Here is a 13,938-nt window from a genome sequence, read left to right on the forward strand (position 1 = left end):
AACGTTGTAAGTTATTGATTTAGAAGTACTTTTACTTGTAAATCACTTAAATTAATTTTGCCGACCAATCGAAGTCGGCGTGGAGCATGAATATGAGCTTAGGCTTAATCGGCCGCAAGGTCGGCATGACCCGTCTATTTACGGACGAAGGGGATTCAATCCCTGTGACCGTAATTGACGTGAGCGACAACAGAATCGCTCAAATCAAGACCCAGGCAACTGATGGCTATGATGCTATCCAGTTAGCACATGGCACACGTAGAGCTACTCGCGTTACTAAAGCAATGGCTGGTCACTTCGCCAAAGCTGGTGTGATGGCAGGTAACGGCCTCAACGAATTCCAATTAGACGCAGCAAAAATTGCAGAAATGACGCCAGGACAAGTAATTCCTGCTGACACTGCATTTACTGCTGGTCAAAAAGTGGACGTACAAGGTGTGTCTATCGGTAAGGGCTACGCAGGTACCATCAAGCGTTATCACTTCGCTTCTGGTCGCGCATCCCACGGTAACTCACGTTCACATAACGTACCAGGCTCTATCGGTATGGCGCAAGATCCAGGTCGCGTTTTCCCTGGTAAGCGTATGACCGGTCACTTGGGTGACGTTACACGTACAGTTCAAAATTTAGTCATCGCACGCATTGATTCAGAACGTAATCTGATCATGGTTAAAGGCGCTATTCCAGGTGCCCCAGGCGGTAAAGTTATTGTTACTCCAGCGGTTAAAACACCGTTGAAGAAGAAATAAGGAGAGCGAATATGGAACTTAAGCTTCTCCAAGACAACGGTACTTTAGGTGCAGGCGTACAGGCTTCACCAGAAGTATTCGAACGTGAATATAACGAAGCATTGGTACACCAAGTTGTAGTGGCTTACCAAGCAAATGCACGTAGCGGTAACCGTGCACAAAAAGACCGTGAGCAAGTTAAGCACACAACTAAGAAACCTTGGCGTCAAAAAGGTACTGGTCGTGCACGTGCTGGTATGAGCTCTTCCCCGCTGTGGCGTGGAGGCGGCCGTATATTCCCGAATTCTCCAGAAGAGAATTTCAGCCAAAAAGTAAACAAGAAAATGTACCGCGCTGGTATGAGATCTATTTTGTCTCAGTTAGCACGCGAAGGTCGTTTGAATGTTGTTGATCAATTTTCTCTTGACGCTCCAAAGACTAAAGTTTTAGCTGACAAAGTTAAAGCAATGGGCTTGGATTCGGTCTTGATTATTGTTGATCAGGTTAGTGAGAATTTGTACTTGGCATCACGTAACTTGCACAAGGTTGCTGTATGTGAGCCACAGCACGCTGATCCATTAGCTTTGGTTCAATACAAAAAAGTATTGGTAAGCAAAGCTGCGATCGCAAAAATTGAGGAGTTGCTGAAATGAGCCAAGTCCGTAAAAACGATCACAACCTAATGAGGGTTCTGCTTGGACCGGTTATCTCTGAAAAAGCCACTATGGTTGCAGAGAAAAATGAACAAGTAGTTTTCCAAGTAGCTCGCGACGCAAACAAGCTCGATGTAAAACAAGCGGTTGAATTGCTCTTCAAAGTGCAAGTTGACTCTGTTCAGATCGTGAATCAAAAAGGCAAGCCTAAGCGCTATGGTCGTTTTGAGGGTCGTCGTGACCACACCAAGAAGGCCTATGTGAATTTGAAGCCAGGCCAAGAAATTAACTTTGAAGCGGAGGCGAATTAATCATGCCTTTGATGAAGACAAAACCGACCTCACCAGGTCGTCGCTCAATGGTCAAGGTGGTAAATCCTGACCTGCATAAAGGTAAACCTTTTGCAGCGTTGGTAGAGCCACAATTCCAAAAAGCGGGTCGTAACAATAATGGTCACATCACTACCCGTCATAAGGGTGGTGGTCATAAGCATCACTATCGTGTTGTTGATTTCAAACGCAACGATAAAGATGGTATTCCTGCAAAAGTTGAGCGCTTGGAATACGATCCAAACCGCAGTGCAAATATTGCATTGATCGTGTTTGCTGATGGTGAGCGTCGCTACATTCTTGCTGCAAAAGGTATGACTGTTGGTCAGGCATTGATGAGCGGCTCTGAAGCCCCAATCAAGTCTGGTAACAACTTGCCAATTCGCAATATTCCTGTAGGTAGCACAATTCACTGTGTAGAAATCATGCCAGGTAAGGGTGCTCAAGTAGCCCGTTCCGCTGGTGGTTCAGCAGTGTTACTAGCTCGTGAAGGTGTATACGCTCAGGTGCGTTTGCGCTCAGGCGAAGTGCGTCGTGTTCTGATTGATTGCCGCGCCACTATTGGTGAAGTTGGCAACGAAGAGCACAGCTTGCGTGTTATCGGTAAAGCTGGTGCAAATCGCTGGCGTGGTATTCGCCCAACCGTTCGCGGTGTGGCAATGAACCCAGTAGATCACCCGCACGGTGGTGGTGAAGGTAGAACTGGCGAAGGCCGTGTACCTGTATCCCCATGGGGCACGCCAACCAAAGGTTATCGTACACGTCGCAATAAGCGTACAACTTCGATGATCGTTCAACGTCGTCAAAAACGTTAAGCGATAAGGATAAATAGATATGACACGTTCAGCTAAAAAAGGCCCATTTTGCGAAGCCAGCTTAGTAAATAAAGTTGAAGTCGCACAAGCCAACAAAGACAAAAAACCGATCAAGACATGGTCACGCCGTTCAACAATCCTCCCAGACTTTATTGGTCTTACGATTGCTGTGCATAACGGTCGTCAACACGTTCCGGTATATGTATCAGAAAACATGGTGGGTCATAAGTTAGGCGAATTTGCCTTGACCCGTACTTTCAAAGGTCACGCTGCTGACAAGAAAGTAACGAAGAAGTAAGGGGATGATGATGGAAGTTAAAGCTATTCACAAGAGCGCCCGCATTTCTGCGCAAAAGACACGTTTGGTCGCAGACCAAATTCGTGGTTTGCCGATTGCTCGCGCATTAAACATTTTGAATTTCAGCCCCAAGAAAGCTGCCTTCATTGTGAAAAAAGTAGTTGAGTCTGCAGTGGCCAATGCTGAACACAATAAAGGTGCTGATATTGATGAGCTCAAGGTATCAGCAATTATTGTTGATAAAGGTACTTCCTTGAAGCGCTTCACAGCACGCGCTAAGGGTCGTGGCAATCAAATTGAAAAACAAACATGTCACATTACCGTGACCTTGAGTAACTAAGGAAAGATATGGGACAAAAGATAAACCCAACCGGATTCCGACTCGCGGTAACGAAGAATTGGACATCACGTTGGTATGCAAACAATACTGACTTCGCGAAGATGTTGAAAGAGGACGTAGATGTCCGCATCTATCTCAAGAAGAAGTTGAAGAATGCATCCGTAAGTAAGGTTGTGATTGAGCGTCCTGCAAAGAATGCTCGCATTACTATCTATAGCTCACGTCCAGGCGTTGTAATTGGCAAAAAAGGCGAAGATATTGAAGTACTCCGCCGCGAATTACAAAAGCGTATGGGTGTTCCAGTCCATGTAAACATTGAAGAAATTCGTAAGCCAGAAGTTGATGCGCAATTAATTGCTGATTCAATTACTCAGCAGCTCGAAAAACGTATCATGTTCCGTCGTGCAATGAAGCGTGCAATGCAAAATGCAATGCGCCTTGGCGCACAAGGCATCAAGATCATGTCATCAGGTCGTTTGAATGGTGCTGAGATTGCTCGTCGTGAATGGTACCGTGAAGGTCGCGTTCCACTTCATACATTGAAGGCGGATATCGATTACGCAACTTCCGAAGCTGAAACTACATACGGCATCATCGGTGTAAAAGTTTGGGTATACAAAGGCGACACATTGGGTCGTGGTGCAGAAGCTCAAGTAGCTGCTCCATCTGCTGAACCAGCTGCCGAAGAAAAGAAAACTCGTCGTGCTCCAAGCAAGACAGCCGCTCGTAAACCAGCTGCTGGCACAGACAAGCCATTAGTTGCTGCTAAACCAGCAGTAAAGCGTGTGCGTAAGGTTGAAACACCAGCCGCAGATACGCAGAAGTCAGGAGAGTAAGCATGCTACAACCAAAGCGTCGCAAGTATCGTAAGGAACAAAAAGGCCGTAACACTGGCGTGGCAACACGCGGTAGTTCTGTAGCCTTTGGTGACTTTGGATTGAAGGCCGTTGGCCGTGGTCGTTTGACTGCTCGCCAAATCGAGTCAGCACGTCGTGCAATGACTCGTCACATTAAACGTGGTGGCCGTATTTGGATTCGCATTTTCCCAGATAAGCCAATTTCACAGAAACCTGCTGAAGTACGTATGGGTAACGGTAAAGGTAATCCAGAGTACTACGTAGCTGAAATTCAACCAGGCAAAGTGCTCTACGAGATGGACGGTGTTGACGAGCAATTGGCGCGCGAAGCTTTCAAGCTTGCTGCTGCTAAGTTGCCTTTACAGACCACTTTCGTGATTCGCCACTTAGGTTGATCGGGATAGAGATTATGAAAAATACAGAATTAGCTTCAAAAGATCTGACAGCTTTAAATGCAGAGTTAACCGAGTTGCTTAAGACCGGTTTCAAGCTCCGCATGCAAAAAGGCACTCAGCAACTCACAAATACCAGCCAATTGGGTAAAAATAAGCGCGACATCGCTCGTGTTAAAACTTTTATCGCCCAAAAGACTGCACAGAAATAAGGAAAAAGGGATATGACAGAATTATCTAAACCCTTACGCCGCACCCTAGTGGGCCGTGTTGTTAGCGACAAAATGCAAAAAACTGTGACCGTGTTAGTTGAGCGTCAAGTTAAGCATCCGGTGATTGGTAAGTACGTTGGCCAGTCCAAAAAGTACCACGCTCATGACGAAGCTGGCACATACAAGATGGGTGATACGGTTGAAATTGCTGAATCCAAGCCAATTTCACGCACTAAATCTTGGGTTGTGACCCGTTTAGTTGAGGCTTCAAAGGGTATTTAAAGAAATATTAGGGATTTTGGTGAAGTTTCTTCCCAAATCCCTATTTTACGTAGTAGAATAGAAGGCTTCTCTGGTTTTATTGGAGAAGCAGTGTTTTTCATTAATTCCGGGTTTTAGCTTTCGTTAAAGCCCATAGACGGAACCAAGACTGTTTGCCTCTGGCCAACAAGTTGGGGATTAGAAATGATACAAACCGAAAGTAGATTACAGGTTGCCGATAACACAGGCGCCAGTGAAGTTTTGTGCATCAAGGTATTGGGCGGCTCTAAGCGTCGTTACGCCAGTATCGGTGATGTCATTAAAGTGACTGTAAAGTCTGCTGCTCCACGTGGCCGTGTAAAAAAAGGTGACATTTATAACGCCGTAGTAGTGAGAACTGCTAAGGGTGTTCGCCGTCCAGACGGTTCATTGATTAAGTTTGATGGCAACGCTGCGGTATTGCTCAACGCTAAGTTAGAGCCAATTGGCACACGTATCTTTGGACCAGTGACGCGCGAGTTGCGTACTGAAAAGTTCATGAAGATCGTTTCTCTCGCCCCAGAAGTTATTTAAGAGGCTGATATGAAAAAGATTCGTAAAGGTGATTCCGTAGTTCTGTTGACTGGCCGCGATAAGGGCAAGCAAGGAACTGTTACAGCCGTTCTCGAGAACAAGTTAGTGATCGAAGGCGTAAACATTTATAAAAAGAGCGTTAAGCCAAATCCAGCAGCCGGTGTTACTGGCGGCATGATTGACAAGACGATGCCTGTTCACATTTCTAATGTGGCTGTGGTTGACGGTAACGGCAAACCATCACGTGTTGGTATCAAACTCGTGGATGGTAAAAAGCAGCGTTTCCTCAAAACCACTGGCGCAACTTTAAGCGCATAAGGGGCACGGAGAAATTATGAGCACACGTTTTCAAGAGCACTATCAAGCTAAAGTTGTTGCAGATTTGATCGCCAAGTTTGGTTACAAATCTGTAATGGAAGTTCCACGTATCACTAAGGTAACCCTGAACATGGGCTTAGGCGATGCAGTGAACGACAAGAAAATTATCGAAAATGCAGTTGGTGATTTAACTAAAGTTGCGGGCCAAAAGCCAGTTGTAACTAAGGCAAAAAAAGCGATTGCAGGTTTCAAAATTCGTCAAGGTTACCCAATCGGTGCCATGGTGACATTGCGTGGCGCACGCATGTACGAATTTTTAGATCGCTTCGTTACTGTTGCATTGCCACGCGTACGTGACTTCCGCGGAATTTCTGGCAAAGCATTTGACGGCCGTGGTAATTACAACATCGGCGTTAAAGAACAGATCATTTTCCCTGAAATCGAATACGACAAGATTGATGCCCTCCGCGGTCTCAATATCAGTATTACGACGACTGCTAAAACCGACGAAGAAGCAAAAGCTTTGTTGGCAGCATTCAAATTCCCTTTCCGCAATTAAGAGGCTAACGTGGCAAAACTATCCCTAATTGAGCGCGAGAATAAGCGCGCAAAAACTGTAGAGAAGTACGCTGTAAAGCGTGCCGAACTCAAAGCGATCATCGCTGATCAATCACGCAGCGATGAAGAGCGCTATGAAGCTCGCTTGAAACTACAGGCACTTCCACGTAACGCAAGCCCGATTCGTCAAAGAAATCGTTGTTCATTAACCGGTCGACCACGTGGCACATTCCGTAAATTCGGTTTGGCTCGTAGCAAGATTCGTGAAATCGCCTTCCGTGGCGAAATCCCCGGTTTAACCAAGGCCAGCTGGTAAGCGGCGAAAGAATTAGGAGAACTCATGAGTATCAGCGATCCAATCGCCGACATGTTGACAAGGATCCGCAATGCGCAAGCAGTGCAGAAACCCGTAGTCTTGATGCCGTCGTCAAAAGTAAAAGTAGCCATCGCAAAAGTTTTGCAAGATGAAGGCTATATCGAAAGTTTTGAAATCAAAGGTGAGGCAGCTAAGCCAGTGCTCCATATCGATCTCAAATACTATGCAGGCCGTCCTGTTATTGAACGTATTGACCGTGTTTCTACACCAAGTCTGCGTATCTATAAAGGCCGCCATGACATTCCAGAGGTAATGAATGGCTTGGGCATTGCAATTATTTCAACCCCTCAAGGCGTAATGACAGACCGTAAAGCACGTGCAACAGGCGTGGGCGGCGAAGTTATTTGCTACGTAGCTTAAGGAGCGAAATATGTCCCGCGTAGGTAAATCACCAATTACAGTTCCTAAAGGCGCTGAAATCAGCATCAACGGTGCAAACGTTACAGTTAAAGGCCCATTGGGTACCTTGACACACAACTTGCACCCTTCAGTTGGTTTGAAACAAGAAGATGGCGTATTGACAGTCGTTTTAAATAACGACTCACCAGAAGCTGGTGCACAGTCAGGTACAGCTCGTGCTTTGGTTAACAACATGGTTGTTGGCGTAACTGCTGGCTTTGAGCGCAAGCTCAGCTTGGTAGGCGTTGGTTACCGTGCTGCTGCTCAGGGCGAAACATTGAAGTTGCAGTTAGGTTTCTCACACGACATTATTTACAACCTGCCAAAGGGTGTGAAGGCTGAGACTCCAACTCAAACTGAAATCATTATCAAAGGTTCCAACAAGCAGCAAGTTGGCCAGGTCGCAGCTGAAGTTCGCGCTTACCGTTCACCAGAGCCATACAAAGGCAAAGGTGTTCGCTACGTGGATGAGGTTGTGCATCTGAAAGAAACTAAGAAGAAGTAAGCGAGATTAGAAAATGAATAAAGACGAATCCAGACAAAGACGCGCTAGGCAGACTCGTATTCGCATTGCCGAAGCATTGGCAAATCGCTTAACAGTTATCCGTAGCAATACTCATATTTCTGCTCAGGTTTATAGCCCATGCGGAACCAAAGTTGTAGCAGCTGCTTCAACAATGGAAAAAGATTTGCGCCAAGCGATCAAAAACGGCGGCAACGCTGAAGCGGCAAAACAAATCGGCAAGTTAGTTGCTGAGCGTGCTGTTAAAGCAGGCGTTGTTGATGTTGCGTTTGATCGTTCCGGACATCGTTACCACGGCCGTATTAAGGCCTTAGCTGAAGCTGCGCGTGAAGCCGGCCTGAAGTTCTAATAGGGTTTAGGAAAAAACATGGCAAAAATGCAAACTAAGATGCAAAACGAAGAGCGTGATGATGGTCTTCGCGAGAAGATGATCGCTGTTAATCGTGTAACTAAAGTGGTTAAGGGTGGTCGTATTCTCGGCTTCGCTGCACTCACTGTAGTTGGCGATGGCGATGGCCGCATCGGCATGGGTAAAGGCAAATCAAAAGAAGTTCCAGTTGCTGTTCAAAAAGCAATGGATGAAGCTCGTCGTAAGATGATCAAAGTAACTTTGCGTAAAGGCACTTTGCAGCACACTGTTACTGGTCAACATGGCGCGTCACGCGTTTTGATTTCTCCAGCTAAAGACGGTACTGGCATTATTGCTGGCGGTCCAATGCGCGCAATTTTCGACGTGATGGGTGTAACTAACGTGGTTGCTAAGTCACTTGGCTCTACAAACCCATACAACTTGGTTCGCGCAACCATTGATGGTTTGAGCAAAATGAGTACTCCTGCTGAGATTGCTGCTAAGCGCGGTAAGTCAGTTGAAGAGATTCTCGGCTAAGACCAAAAGATTAGGAATCTACAAATGACAACAACTAACTCCAAAGTCAAACTGCAATTAGTACGCAGCTTGATCGGTACACGCGAAAGCCACCGTGCAACTGTACGAGGCTTAGGCCTTCGTCGCATCAATTCAGTTTCTGAATTGGAAGACACTCCAGCTGTTCGCGGCATGATTAATAAAGTTTCTTATCTAGTTAAAGTCGTTGGCTAATAACTAGCAAGTAAATAGGCGAAGAATATGCAACTCAATACAATTAAACCTGCAGAAGGCTCCAAGAAAAACCGTCGTCGCGTTGGACGCGGCATCGGTTCTGGTCTTGGTAAAACTGCTGGCCGTGGTCACAAAGGTCAAAAATCCCGTTCTGGTGGTTTCCACAAGGTTGGATTTGAAGGCGGTCAGATGCCTATGTACCGTCGTTTGCCAAAACGTGGTTTCGTATCTTTGACACGTCGTCACGTTGGTCAAATTACTTTGAACGACTTAGCAAAAATCAACTTGCCAGAAGTGGACTTATTGGTATTGAAGGCTCACGGTTTTGCTGGTGAGCAAATCAATGCAATTAAAGTAATTAAGACTGGTGAAATCAAGATTGCTGTAACCCTCAAAGGTATTACAGCAACTGCCGGCGCAAAAGCAGCTATTGAAGCAGCTGGCGGTAAATTGGTTGAATTGGTTTAATAGGTCTTTTAGTAGATATGGCATTAGCACCTACCAATAACGCAAGCACTGCAGCAACAGGCGGTAAGTTTGGCGAATTACGCCAACGCTTAGTCTTCCTGGTGTTGGCTTTGCTCGTGTTCCGTTTGGGTGCTCATATTCCAGTCCCTGGAATTGATCCTGACCAATTGGCACAGCTGTTCTCTGGCCAAAAAGACGGTATCTTGGGAATGTTTAACTTGTTCTCAGGCGGTGCTTTATCTCGCTTTACAGTATTTGCTTTGGGAATCATGCCGTACATTTCTGCATCGATCATCATGCAGTTAATGACCATTGTTGTACCTTCTTTAGAGTCTTTGAAAAAAGAAGGTCAAGCTGGTCAACGCAAGATTACCCAATTCACTCGTTACGGCACTGTGTTCTTGGCAACATTCCAAGCATTAGGCATTTCAGTTGCATTGCAGGCTCAGCCAGGTTTAGTTATTAACCCAGGTTTGATGTTTGAACTCAATACTGTAGTTACTTTAGTAACCGGCACAATGTTCTTAATGTGGCTTGGTGAGCAAATTACTGAGCGTGGTCTTGGTAACGGTATCTCCATCATTATTTTTGGCGGTATTGTTTCTGGCTTACCAAATGCCTTAGCTAGCTTGTTAGAGTTGGTACGCACTGGCTCAATGAATATTATTTCCGCCCTCTTGATCGTTGTGATCGTAGTAGCGGTAACTTACTTTGTAGTGTTTGTAGAGCGCGGTCAGCGTCGTATCTTGGTGAACTATGCTAAGCGTCAAGTTGGCAACAAGATTTACGGTGGGCAATCCTCTTACTTCCCATTGAAGTTAAATATGGCAGGTGTTATCCCTCCGATTTTTGCTTCATCGATTATTTTATTCCCTGCAACGATTGCTGGTTGGTTTACATCAGGCGAGCCAACCAATATGTTCAGCAGAATTATTAAAGACTTGGCAGCAACATTAGCTCCTGGTCAACCTGTGTATACGATTTTGTACGCAGCTGCGATTATTTTCTTCTGTTTCTTCTATACCGCATTGGTATTTAACAGCCGTGAGACTGCTGAGAATCTAAAGAAGAGTGGTGCATTTGTTCCTGGTATTCGTCCGGGCGACCAAACAGCGCGTTACATCGATAAGATCTTGGTGCGCTTAACTTTGGCTGGTGCAATTTATATGGTTCTGGTTTGCTTGTTGCCAGAGTTCTTAGTATTGAAGTACAACGTACCGTTCTATTTCGGTGGCACTTCATTGTTGATTATTGTGGTTGTTGCAATGGATTTCATGGCTCAAGTCCAGTCATTCGTGATGCAACAGCAGTACGGCTCTTTGATGAAGAAAGCCAACTTTAAGATGGGCGCTTAACTGAATGTCTAAAGACGATGTAATTCAGATGGCGGGAGAGGTTGTAGAGAATTTGCCGAACGCGATGTTTCGCGTGAAGCTGGAAAACGGACATGTGGTTCTAGGGCACATTTCCGGAAAGATGCGGATGCACTACATTCGTATTTTGCCGGGAGATAAGGTGACGGTGGAGATGACTCCTTACGACCTAACGCGCGCCAGAATCATTTTCCGCGCGAAGTAAAGATTAAGAAGTACCAATTTTTTTAGAGGTGAGTTATGAAAGTTTTAGCATCCGTTAAGTGTATTTGCAGAAATTGCAAGATCATTAAGCGCAAACGCGTTGTTCGCGTGATCTGTTCTTCAGACGCACGTCATAAGCAGCGTCAAGGCTGATCTGGTTAATTAAGAGGAAATCTCATGGCACGTATCGCTGGGGTAAACATCCCAAATCATCAACATACTGTTATCGGTTTAACAGCAATTTTTGGCATTGGCACAACTCGTGCTAACAAAATTTGTCAAACCACAGGTGTTGCAATCAATAAAAAAGTTAAAGATCTTACTGACGCTGACTTGGAAAAGTTACGTGATGAAGTAGGTAAGTTCATCACTGAAGGTGACCTTCGTCGTGAAGTAACTATGAGCATCAAGCGTTTGATGGACTTAGGTTGCTACCGTGGCGTACGTCATCGTAAGGGCTTGCCTGTACGTGGTCAACGTACTAAGACAAACGCTCGTACCCGTAAGGGCCCGCGTAAGTCTGGCGTGCAACTGAAGAAATAATCAAGAAAGTTTATTGACATGGCAAAACAACAATCCGCTTCCGCCGCTTCACAGCGCGCTCGTAAGAAGGTTAAAAAGAACGTTGCTGACGGTATTGCACACGTTCACGCTTCTTTTAATAACACCATTATTACGATCACTGATCGTCAGGGAAATGCGCTTTCATGGGCAACTTCTGGCGGCCAGGGTTTCAAGGGCTCACGTAAATCAACACCTTTTGCTGCTCAGGTAGCTGCAGAAGTTGCTGGTAAAGCAGCCGTTGAATGCGGTATCAAGAACTTGGAAGTTCAGATCAAAGGCCCAGGCCCAGGTCGTGAATCAGCAGTTCGTGCATTGAACTCATTAGGCATCAAGATCACTGAGATTCAAGACGTAACTCCAGTTCCACATAATGGTTGCCGTCCTCCTAAGCGTCGTCGTATTTAAGCTTGGAAGTTGGCAGTACAACAGTTTCAGTAGTTTTTTATTAAAGCCCACTGTTCGCCTGATTTAAAAGGCGAACTCACCGCCGGTCGTAAGGCTGCGGCAAAGAAAGGAAAGCATCGTGGCACGTTACTTAGGGCCTAAGGCCAAATTAGCACGTCGGGAAGGTACCGACTTATTTTTAAAGAGCGCACGTCGCGCCCTGTCAGACAAGTGCAAGTTAGATACTAAGCCTGGTCAACATGGCCGTACATCTGGCTCAAGAACATCTGATTACGGTAATCAATTGCGTGAAAAGCAAAAGGTTAAGCGTATCTATGGCGTATTAGAGCGTCAATTCCGTCGTTACTTCGCAGAAGCTGAGCGTCGTAAGGGCAATACTGGCGAAACATTGCTCCAGTTGCTTGAGTCACGTTTAGACAATGTGGTGTATCGCATGGGCTTTGGTTCAACACGCGCTGAAGCACGTCAGTTGGTTTCTCACTGTGCAATTTTGCTCAATGGTAGCCCTGTCAATATTCCATCAATTCAGGTTAAGCCTGGTGATGTAGTTGCGATTCGTGAAAAAGCGAAGAAGCAAGCGCGTATTACTGAATCACTCAATTTGGTTGGACAAATGGCAGCTGTTACTTGGGTTTCAGTTGACGCAGCTAAGCTCGAGGGAACATTTAAGCAAGTGCCTGACCGTGAAGATATTAGCGGTGAAATTAATGAAAGTTTGATCGTTGAATTGTATTCACGCTAATTAGGCACTCTCAAGGAAAAAATATGCAAACAAATTTGCTCAAGCCAAAGATTATTTCTGTTGAAGCGCTTACCGCCAACCAAGCTAAGGTTGTTATGGAGCCGTTCGAGCGTGGCTATGGCCACACACTCGGAAATGCATTACGTCGCGTACTCTTGTCCTCGATGGTTGGATATGCGCCAACTGAAGTAGCAATTGCCGGTGTTGTTCATGAATATTCCACATTGGATGGAGTTCAAGAGGACGTAGTAAACCTCTTGTTGAACCTCAAAGGTATCGTATTTAAGTTGCAGTCACGTGATGAAGTTACTATCAATTTGCGTAAAGAAGGTCCAGGCGTTGTTACAGCAAAAGATATCGACTTGCCACATGATGTAGAAATCATGAACCCTGACCACGTGATCGCTCACCTGTCAGCTGGTGGCAAATTGGACATGCAGATCAAGGTTGAAAAAGGCCGTGGCTATGTGCCTGGTAACGTTCGTCAGTACAGCGACGAAGCTACTAAGATTATTGGTCGTATTGTGTTGGATGCTTCATTCAGCCCAGTAAGCCGTGTTAGCTATGCTGTTGAGTCTGCTCGTGTTGAGCAACGTACCGACCTCGATCGTTTAGTAATGACGATTGAAACAAACGGTGTGCTGTCTCCTGAAGAAGCAATTCGTCAAGCAGCTAGCATCTTGGTTGACCAACTAGTTGTATTCGCGGCTCTTGAGAGCAGCGAAGTTTCTGGTGATCTAGCACCAAGCCGCTCTTCAATGGTTGATCCAATGTTGATGCGTCCGGTTGATGATCTCGAGCTCACAGTTCGCTCTGCAAACTGCTTGAAGGCTGAGAACATTTACTACATTGGTGACTTGATTCAACGTACAGAGAATGAATTGTTGAAGACGCCTAATCTAGGTCGCAAATCTTTGAATGAAATTAAAGATGTTTTAGCGGCTCGTGGCTTAAGTCTTGGCATGAAACTCGAAAGCTGGCCTCCAGCTAACCTCGAGAAATAATTAGAAAGGAAGCATCATGCGTCACGGAAACGGCTTACGCAAACTAAATAGAACATCATCACATCGCTTGGCGATGCTGCGCAACATGTCCAATTCACTTTTGGAGCACGAAGTCATTAAAACGACTTTGCCAAAAGCAAAAGAATTGCGCATGGTTGTTGAGCCCTTGATTACCTTAGGTAAAAAAGACAACTTAGCAAACCGCCGCTTAGCATTTAATCGCACACGTGATCGCGACATTGTGGCTAAACTCTTCACAGAGCTCGGCCCACGTTACGCAACACGTCCAGGCGGCTACCTTCGTATTTTGAAGTTTGGCTTCCGTCATGGCGACAATGCACCAATGGCTTTGGTTGAGTTGGTGGATCGCCCAGAAGTTGAAGAAACAGCAGTAACTGAAGAGGCTTAAGTCTCGGTGTTACGGTAAAAAGCCAGGCTTCGGCCTGG

The 13,938-nt window shown here is 45.6% G+C and carries 28 protein-coding genes; all 28 read left to right on the forward strand.

Annotated elements, in window-relative coordinates; all coding sequences use genetic code 11:
- Positions 1-92 precede the first annotated feature (92 nt).
- The 28 genes from rplC (at position 93) to rplQ (ending at position 13,900) form a co-directional block, all read left to right on the forward strand.
- On the forward strand, positions 93-749 hold the full coding sequence (gene rplC / locus FD963_RS00305; RefSeq protein WP_072582122.1) for a 50S ribosomal protein L3: 657 nt from the start codon (positions 93-95) through the stop codon (positions 747-749).
- Positions 750-760: 11 nt separating this feature from the next.
- Positions 761-1,381 (forward strand): 50S ribosomal protein L4, encoded by a 621-nt coding sequence (gene rplD, locus FD963_RS00310; protein ID WP_011901901.1) that lies wholly within the window; start codon positions 761-763, stop codon positions 1,379-1,381.
- The gene (gene rplW / locus FD963_RS00315) at positions 1,378-1,692 is read left to right on the forward strand and encodes a 50S ribosomal protein L23 (protein ID WP_215362449.1); all 315 of its coding nucleotides are present in this window, start codon (positions 1,378-1,380) and stop codon (positions 1,690-1,692) included. The genes rplD and rplW overlap by 4 nt, the downstream gene beginning before the upstream one ends.
- A 2-nt stretch (positions 1,693-1,694) precedes the next feature.
- Positions 1,695-2,525: a 50S ribosomal protein L2 gene (gene rplB, locus FD963_RS00320; protein WP_215362450.1), complete on the forward strand. Its 831-nt coding sequence runs from the start codon at positions 1,695-1,697 to the stop codon at positions 2,523-2,525.
- Between the two features lie 19 nt (positions 2,526-2,544).
- On the forward strand, positions 2,545-2,823 hold the full coding sequence (gene rpsS, locus FD963_RS00325; RefSeq protein WP_046329379.1) for a 30S ribosomal protein S19: 279 nt from the start codon (positions 2,545-2,547) through the stop codon (positions 2,821-2,823).
- A gap of 7 nt (positions 2,824-2,830) precedes the next feature.
- A complete protein-coding gene (rplV, locus tag FD963_RS00330) occupies positions 2,831-3,163 on the forward strand; it encodes a 50S ribosomal protein L22 (protein ID WP_215363714.1) in 333 nt (110 codons plus the stop codon).
- An 8-nt stretch (positions 3,164-3,171) separates the two neighbouring features.
- A complete protein-coding gene (gene rpsC, locus FD963_RS00335; RefSeq protein WP_072582068.1) occupies positions 3,172-3,999 on the forward strand; it encodes a 30S ribosomal protein S3 in 828 nt (275 codons plus the stop codon).
- 2 nt (positions 4,000-4,001) lie between these two features.
- Positions 4,002-4,415, forward strand: a complete 414-nt coding sequence (gene rplP, locus FD963_RS00340) for a 50S ribosomal protein L16 (RefSeq protein ID WP_011901907.1) — start codon at positions 4,002-4,004, stop codon at positions 4,413-4,415.
- Positions 4,416-4,429: 14 nt separating this feature from the next.
- Positions 4,430-4,624: a 50S ribosomal protein L29 gene (gene rpmC, locus FD963_RS00345; RefSeq protein WP_215362451.1), complete on the forward strand. Its 195-nt coding sequence runs from the start codon at positions 4,430-4,432 to the stop codon at positions 4,622-4,624.
- A 12-nt stretch (positions 4,625-4,636) separates the two neighbouring features.
- A complete protein-coding gene (rpsQ, locus tag FD963_RS00350; RefSeq protein ID WP_011901909.1) occupies positions 4,637-4,906 on the forward strand; it encodes a 30S ribosomal protein S17 in 270 nt (89 codons plus the stop codon).
- Between the two features lie 183 nt (positions 4,907-5,089).
- Complete coding sequence (gene rplN / locus FD963_RS00355; RefSeq protein WP_015420241.1) at positions 5,090-5,458, forward strand: 50S ribosomal protein L14; 369 nt, start codon at positions 5,090-5,092, stop codon at positions 5,456-5,458.
- A gap of 9 nt (positions 5,459-5,467) precedes the next feature.
- A complete protein-coding gene (gene rplX, locus FD963_RS00360) occupies positions 5,468-5,776 on the forward strand; it encodes a 50S ribosomal protein L24 (protein WP_011901911.1) in 309 nt (102 codons plus the stop codon).
- Between the two features lie 16 nt (positions 5,777-5,792).
- A complete protein-coding gene (rplE, locus tag FD963_RS00365) occupies positions 5,793-6,335 on the forward strand; it encodes a 50S ribosomal protein L5 (protein ID WP_046329383.1) in 543 nt (180 codons plus the stop codon).
- Positions 6,336-6,344: 9 nt separating this feature from the next.
- The gene (gene rpsN, locus FD963_RS00370) at positions 6,345-6,650 is read left to right on the forward strand and encodes a 30S ribosomal protein S14 (protein ID WP_011901913.1); all 306 of its coding nucleotides are present in this window, start codon (positions 6,345-6,347) and stop codon (positions 6,648-6,650) included.
- 24 nt (positions 6,651-6,674) lie between these two features.
- Positions 6,675-7,070, forward strand: a complete 396-nt coding sequence (gene rpsH, locus FD963_RS00375) for a 30S ribosomal protein S8 (RefSeq protein WP_011901914.1) — start codon at positions 6,675-6,677, stop codon at positions 7,068-7,070.
- A 10-nt stretch (positions 7,071-7,080) separates the two neighbouring features.
- Complete coding sequence (gene rplF / locus FD963_RS00380) at positions 7,081-7,614, forward strand: 50S ribosomal protein L6 (RefSeq protein ID WP_071464447.1); 534 nt, start codon at positions 7,081-7,083, stop codon at positions 7,612-7,614.
- Positions 7,615-7,627: 13 nt separating this feature from the next.
- The gene (gene rplR, locus FD963_RS00385) at positions 7,628-7,981 is read left to right on the forward strand and encodes a 50S ribosomal protein L18 (RefSeq protein ID WP_215360615.1); all 354 of its coding nucleotides are present in this window, start codon (positions 7,628-7,630) and stop codon (positions 7,979-7,981) included.
- A gap of 18 nt (positions 7,982-7,999) precedes the next feature.
- The gene (rpsE, locus tag FD963_RS00390; protein WP_011901917.1) at positions 8,000-8,518 is read left to right on the forward strand and encodes a 30S ribosomal protein S5; all 519 of its coding nucleotides are present in this window, start codon (positions 8,000-8,002) and stop codon (positions 8,516-8,518) included.
- A 24-nt stretch (positions 8,519-8,542) separates the two neighbouring features.
- Positions 8,543-8,731 carry a 50S ribosomal protein L30 gene (gene rpmD / locus FD963_RS00395; RefSeq protein WP_046329387.1) on the forward strand — a complete coding sequence of 63 codons (189 nt, stop codon included), beginning with the start codon at positions 8,543-8,545 and terminating at the stop codon, positions 8,729-8,731.
- A 27-nt stretch (positions 8,732-8,758) separates the two neighbouring features.
- Entirely contained in the window at positions 8,759-9,199 is a 441-nt protein-coding gene (gene rplO / locus FD963_RS00400; RefSeq protein ID WP_215362452.1) for a 50S ribosomal protein L15, read from the forward strand.
- A gap of 17 nt (positions 9,200-9,216) precedes the next feature.
- Positions 9,217-10,554, forward strand: a complete 1,338-nt coding sequence (secY, locus tag FD963_RS00405) for a preprotein translocase subunit SecY (RefSeq protein WP_215362453.1) — start codon at positions 9,217-9,219, stop codon at positions 10,552-10,554.
- A 4-nt stretch (positions 10,555-10,558) separates the two neighbouring features.
- Positions 10,559-10,777: a translation initiation factor IF-1 gene (gene infA, locus FD963_RS00410; RefSeq protein WP_068320132.1), complete on the forward strand. Its 219-nt coding sequence runs from the start codon at positions 10,559-10,561 to the stop codon at positions 10,775-10,777.
- Between the two features lie 35 nt (positions 10,778-10,812).
- Positions 10,813-10,929 (forward strand): 50S ribosomal protein L36, encoded by a 117-nt coding sequence (gene rpmJ / locus FD963_RS00415; RefSeq protein ID WP_012357167.1) that lies wholly within the window; start codon positions 10,813-10,815, stop codon positions 10,927-10,929.
- Between the two features lie 24 nt (positions 10,930-10,953).
- Positions 10,954-11,319 (forward strand): 30S ribosomal protein S13, encoded by a 366-nt coding sequence (gene rpsM / locus FD963_RS00420; protein ID WP_071464450.1) that lies wholly within the window; start codon positions 10,954-10,956, stop codon positions 11,317-11,319.
- Positions 11,320-11,337: 18 nt separating this feature from the next.
- The gene (rpsK, locus tag FD963_RS00425; protein WP_011901923.1) at positions 11,338-11,745 is read left to right on the forward strand and encodes a 30S ribosomal protein S11; all 408 of its coding nucleotides are present in this window, start codon (positions 11,338-11,340) and stop codon (positions 11,743-11,745) included.
- Positions 11,746-11,863: 118 nt separating this feature from the next.
- Positions 11,864-12,487: a 30S ribosomal protein S4 gene (gene rpsD / locus FD963_RS00430; protein WP_011901924.1), complete on the forward strand. Its 624-nt coding sequence runs from the start codon at positions 11,864-11,866 to the stop codon at positions 12,485-12,487.
- 23 nt (positions 12,488-12,510) lie between these two features.
- Positions 12,511-13,491, forward strand: coding sequence for a DNA-directed RNA polymerase subunit alpha (gene rpoA, locus FD963_RS00435; protein WP_215321281.1), 981 nt, complete (start codon positions 12,511-12,513; stop codon positions 13,489-13,491).
- A 16-nt stretch (positions 13,492-13,507) separates the two neighbouring features.
- The gene (rplQ, locus tag FD963_RS00440) at positions 13,508-13,900 is read left to right on the forward strand and encodes a 50S ribosomal protein L17 (protein ID WP_072582073.1); all 393 of its coding nucleotides are present in this window, start codon (positions 13,508-13,510) and stop codon (positions 13,898-13,900) included.
- Positions 13,901-13,938 lie beyond the last annotated feature (38 nt).

Source organism: Polynucleobacter sp. JS-JIR-II-50, assembly GCF_018687895.1.
Lineage (GTDB): Bacteria > Pseudomonadota > Gammaproteobacteria > Burkholderiales > Burkholderiaceae > Polynucleobacter.

What these genes read in the sequence shown, in the direction of transcription:
- rplC (WP_072582122.1), top strand. Translation starts at nt 93, where the DNA reads ATGAGCTTAGGCTTAATCGGCCGCAAGGTCGGCATGACCCGTCTATTT.
- rplD (WP_011901901.1), top strand. Translation starts at nt 761, where the DNA reads ATGGAACTTAAGCTTCTCCAAGACAACGGTACTTTAGGTGCAGGCGTA.
- rplW (WP_215362449.1), top strand. Translation starts at nt 1,378, where the DNA reads ATGAGCCAAGTCCGTAAAAACGATCACAACCTAATGAGGGTTCTGCTT.
- rplB (WP_215362450.1), top strand. Translation starts at nt 1,695, where the DNA reads ATGCCTTTGATGAAGACAAAACCGACCTCACCAGGTCGTCGCTCAATG.
- rpsS (WP_046329379.1), top strand. Translation starts at nt 2,545, where the DNA reads ATGACACGTTCAGCTAAAAAAGGCCCATTTTGCGAAGCCAGCTTAGTA.
- rplV (WP_215363714.1), top strand. Translation starts at nt 2,831, where the DNA reads ATGATGGAAGTTAAAGCTATTCACAAGAGCGCCCGCATTTCTGCGCAA.
- rpsC (WP_072582068.1), top strand. Translation starts at nt 3,172, where the DNA reads ATGGGACAAAAGATAAACCCAACCGGATTCCGACTCGCGGTAACGAAG.
- rplP (WP_011901907.1), top strand. Translation starts at nt 4,002, where the DNA reads ATGCTACAACCAAAGCGTCGCAAGTATCGTAAGGAACAAAAAGGCCGT.
- rpmC (WP_215362451.1), top strand. Translation starts at nt 4,430, where the DNA reads ATGAAAAATACAGAATTAGCTTCAAAAGATCTGACAGCTTTAAATGCA.
- rpsQ (WP_011901909.1), top strand. Translation starts at nt 4,637, where the DNA reads ATGACAGAATTATCTAAACCCTTACGCCGCACCCTAGTGGGCCGTGTT.
- rplN (WP_015420241.1), top strand. Translation starts at nt 5,090, where the DNA reads ATGATACAAACCGAAAGTAGATTACAGGTTGCCGATAACACAGGCGCC.
- rplX (WP_011901911.1), top strand. Translation starts at nt 5,468, where the DNA reads ATGAAAAAGATTCGTAAAGGTGATTCCGTAGTTCTGTTGACTGGCCGC.
- rplE (WP_046329383.1), top strand. Translation starts at nt 5,793, where the DNA reads ATGAGCACACGTTTTCAAGAGCACTATCAAGCTAAAGTTGTTGCAGAT.
- rpsH (WP_011901914.1), top strand. Translation starts at nt 6,675, where the DNA reads ATGAGTATCAGCGATCCAATCGCCGACATGTTGACAAGGATCCGCAAT.
- rplF (WP_071464447.1), top strand. Translation starts at nt 7,081, where the DNA reads ATGTCCCGCGTAGGTAAATCACCAATTACAGTTCCTAAAGGCGCTGAA.
- rplR (WP_215360615.1), top strand. Translation starts at nt 7,628, where the DNA reads ATGAATAAAGACGAATCCAGACAAAGACGCGCTAGGCAGACTCGTATT.
- rpsE (WP_011901917.1), top strand. Translation starts at nt 8,000, where the DNA reads ATGGCAAAAATGCAAACTAAGATGCAAAACGAAGAGCGTGATGATGGT.
- rpmD (WP_046329387.1), top strand. Translation starts at nt 8,543, where the DNA reads ATGACAACAACTAACTCCAAAGTCAAACTGCAATTAGTACGCAGCTTG.
- rplO (WP_215362452.1), top strand. Translation starts at nt 8,759, where the DNA reads ATGCAACTCAATACAATTAAACCTGCAGAAGGCTCCAAGAAAAACCGT.
- secY (WP_215362453.1), top strand. Translation starts at nt 9,217, where the DNA reads ATGGCATTAGCACCTACCAATAACGCAAGCACTGCAGCAACAGGCGGT.
- infA (WP_068320132.1), top strand. Translation starts at nt 10,559, where the DNA reads ATGTCTAAAGACGATGTAATTCAGATGGCGGGAGAGGTTGTAGAGAAT.
- rpmJ (WP_012357167.1), top strand. Translation starts at nt 10,813, where the DNA reads ATGAAAGTTTTAGCATCCGTTAAGTGTATTTGCAGAAATTGCAAGATC.
- rpsM (WP_071464450.1), top strand. Translation starts at nt 10,954, where the DNA reads ATGGCACGTATCGCTGGGGTAAACATCCCAAATCATCAACATACTGTT.
- rpsK (WP_011901923.1), top strand. Translation starts at nt 11,338, where the DNA reads ATGGCAAAACAACAATCCGCTTCCGCCGCTTCACAGCGCGCTCGTAAG.
- rpoA (WP_215321281.1), top strand. Translation starts at nt 12,511, where the DNA reads ATGCAAACAAATTTGCTCAAGCCAAAGATTATTTCTGTTGAAGCGCTT.
- rplQ (WP_072582073.1), top strand. Translation starts at nt 13,508, where the DNA reads ATGCGTCACGGAAACGGCTTACGCAAACTAAATAGAACATCATCACAT.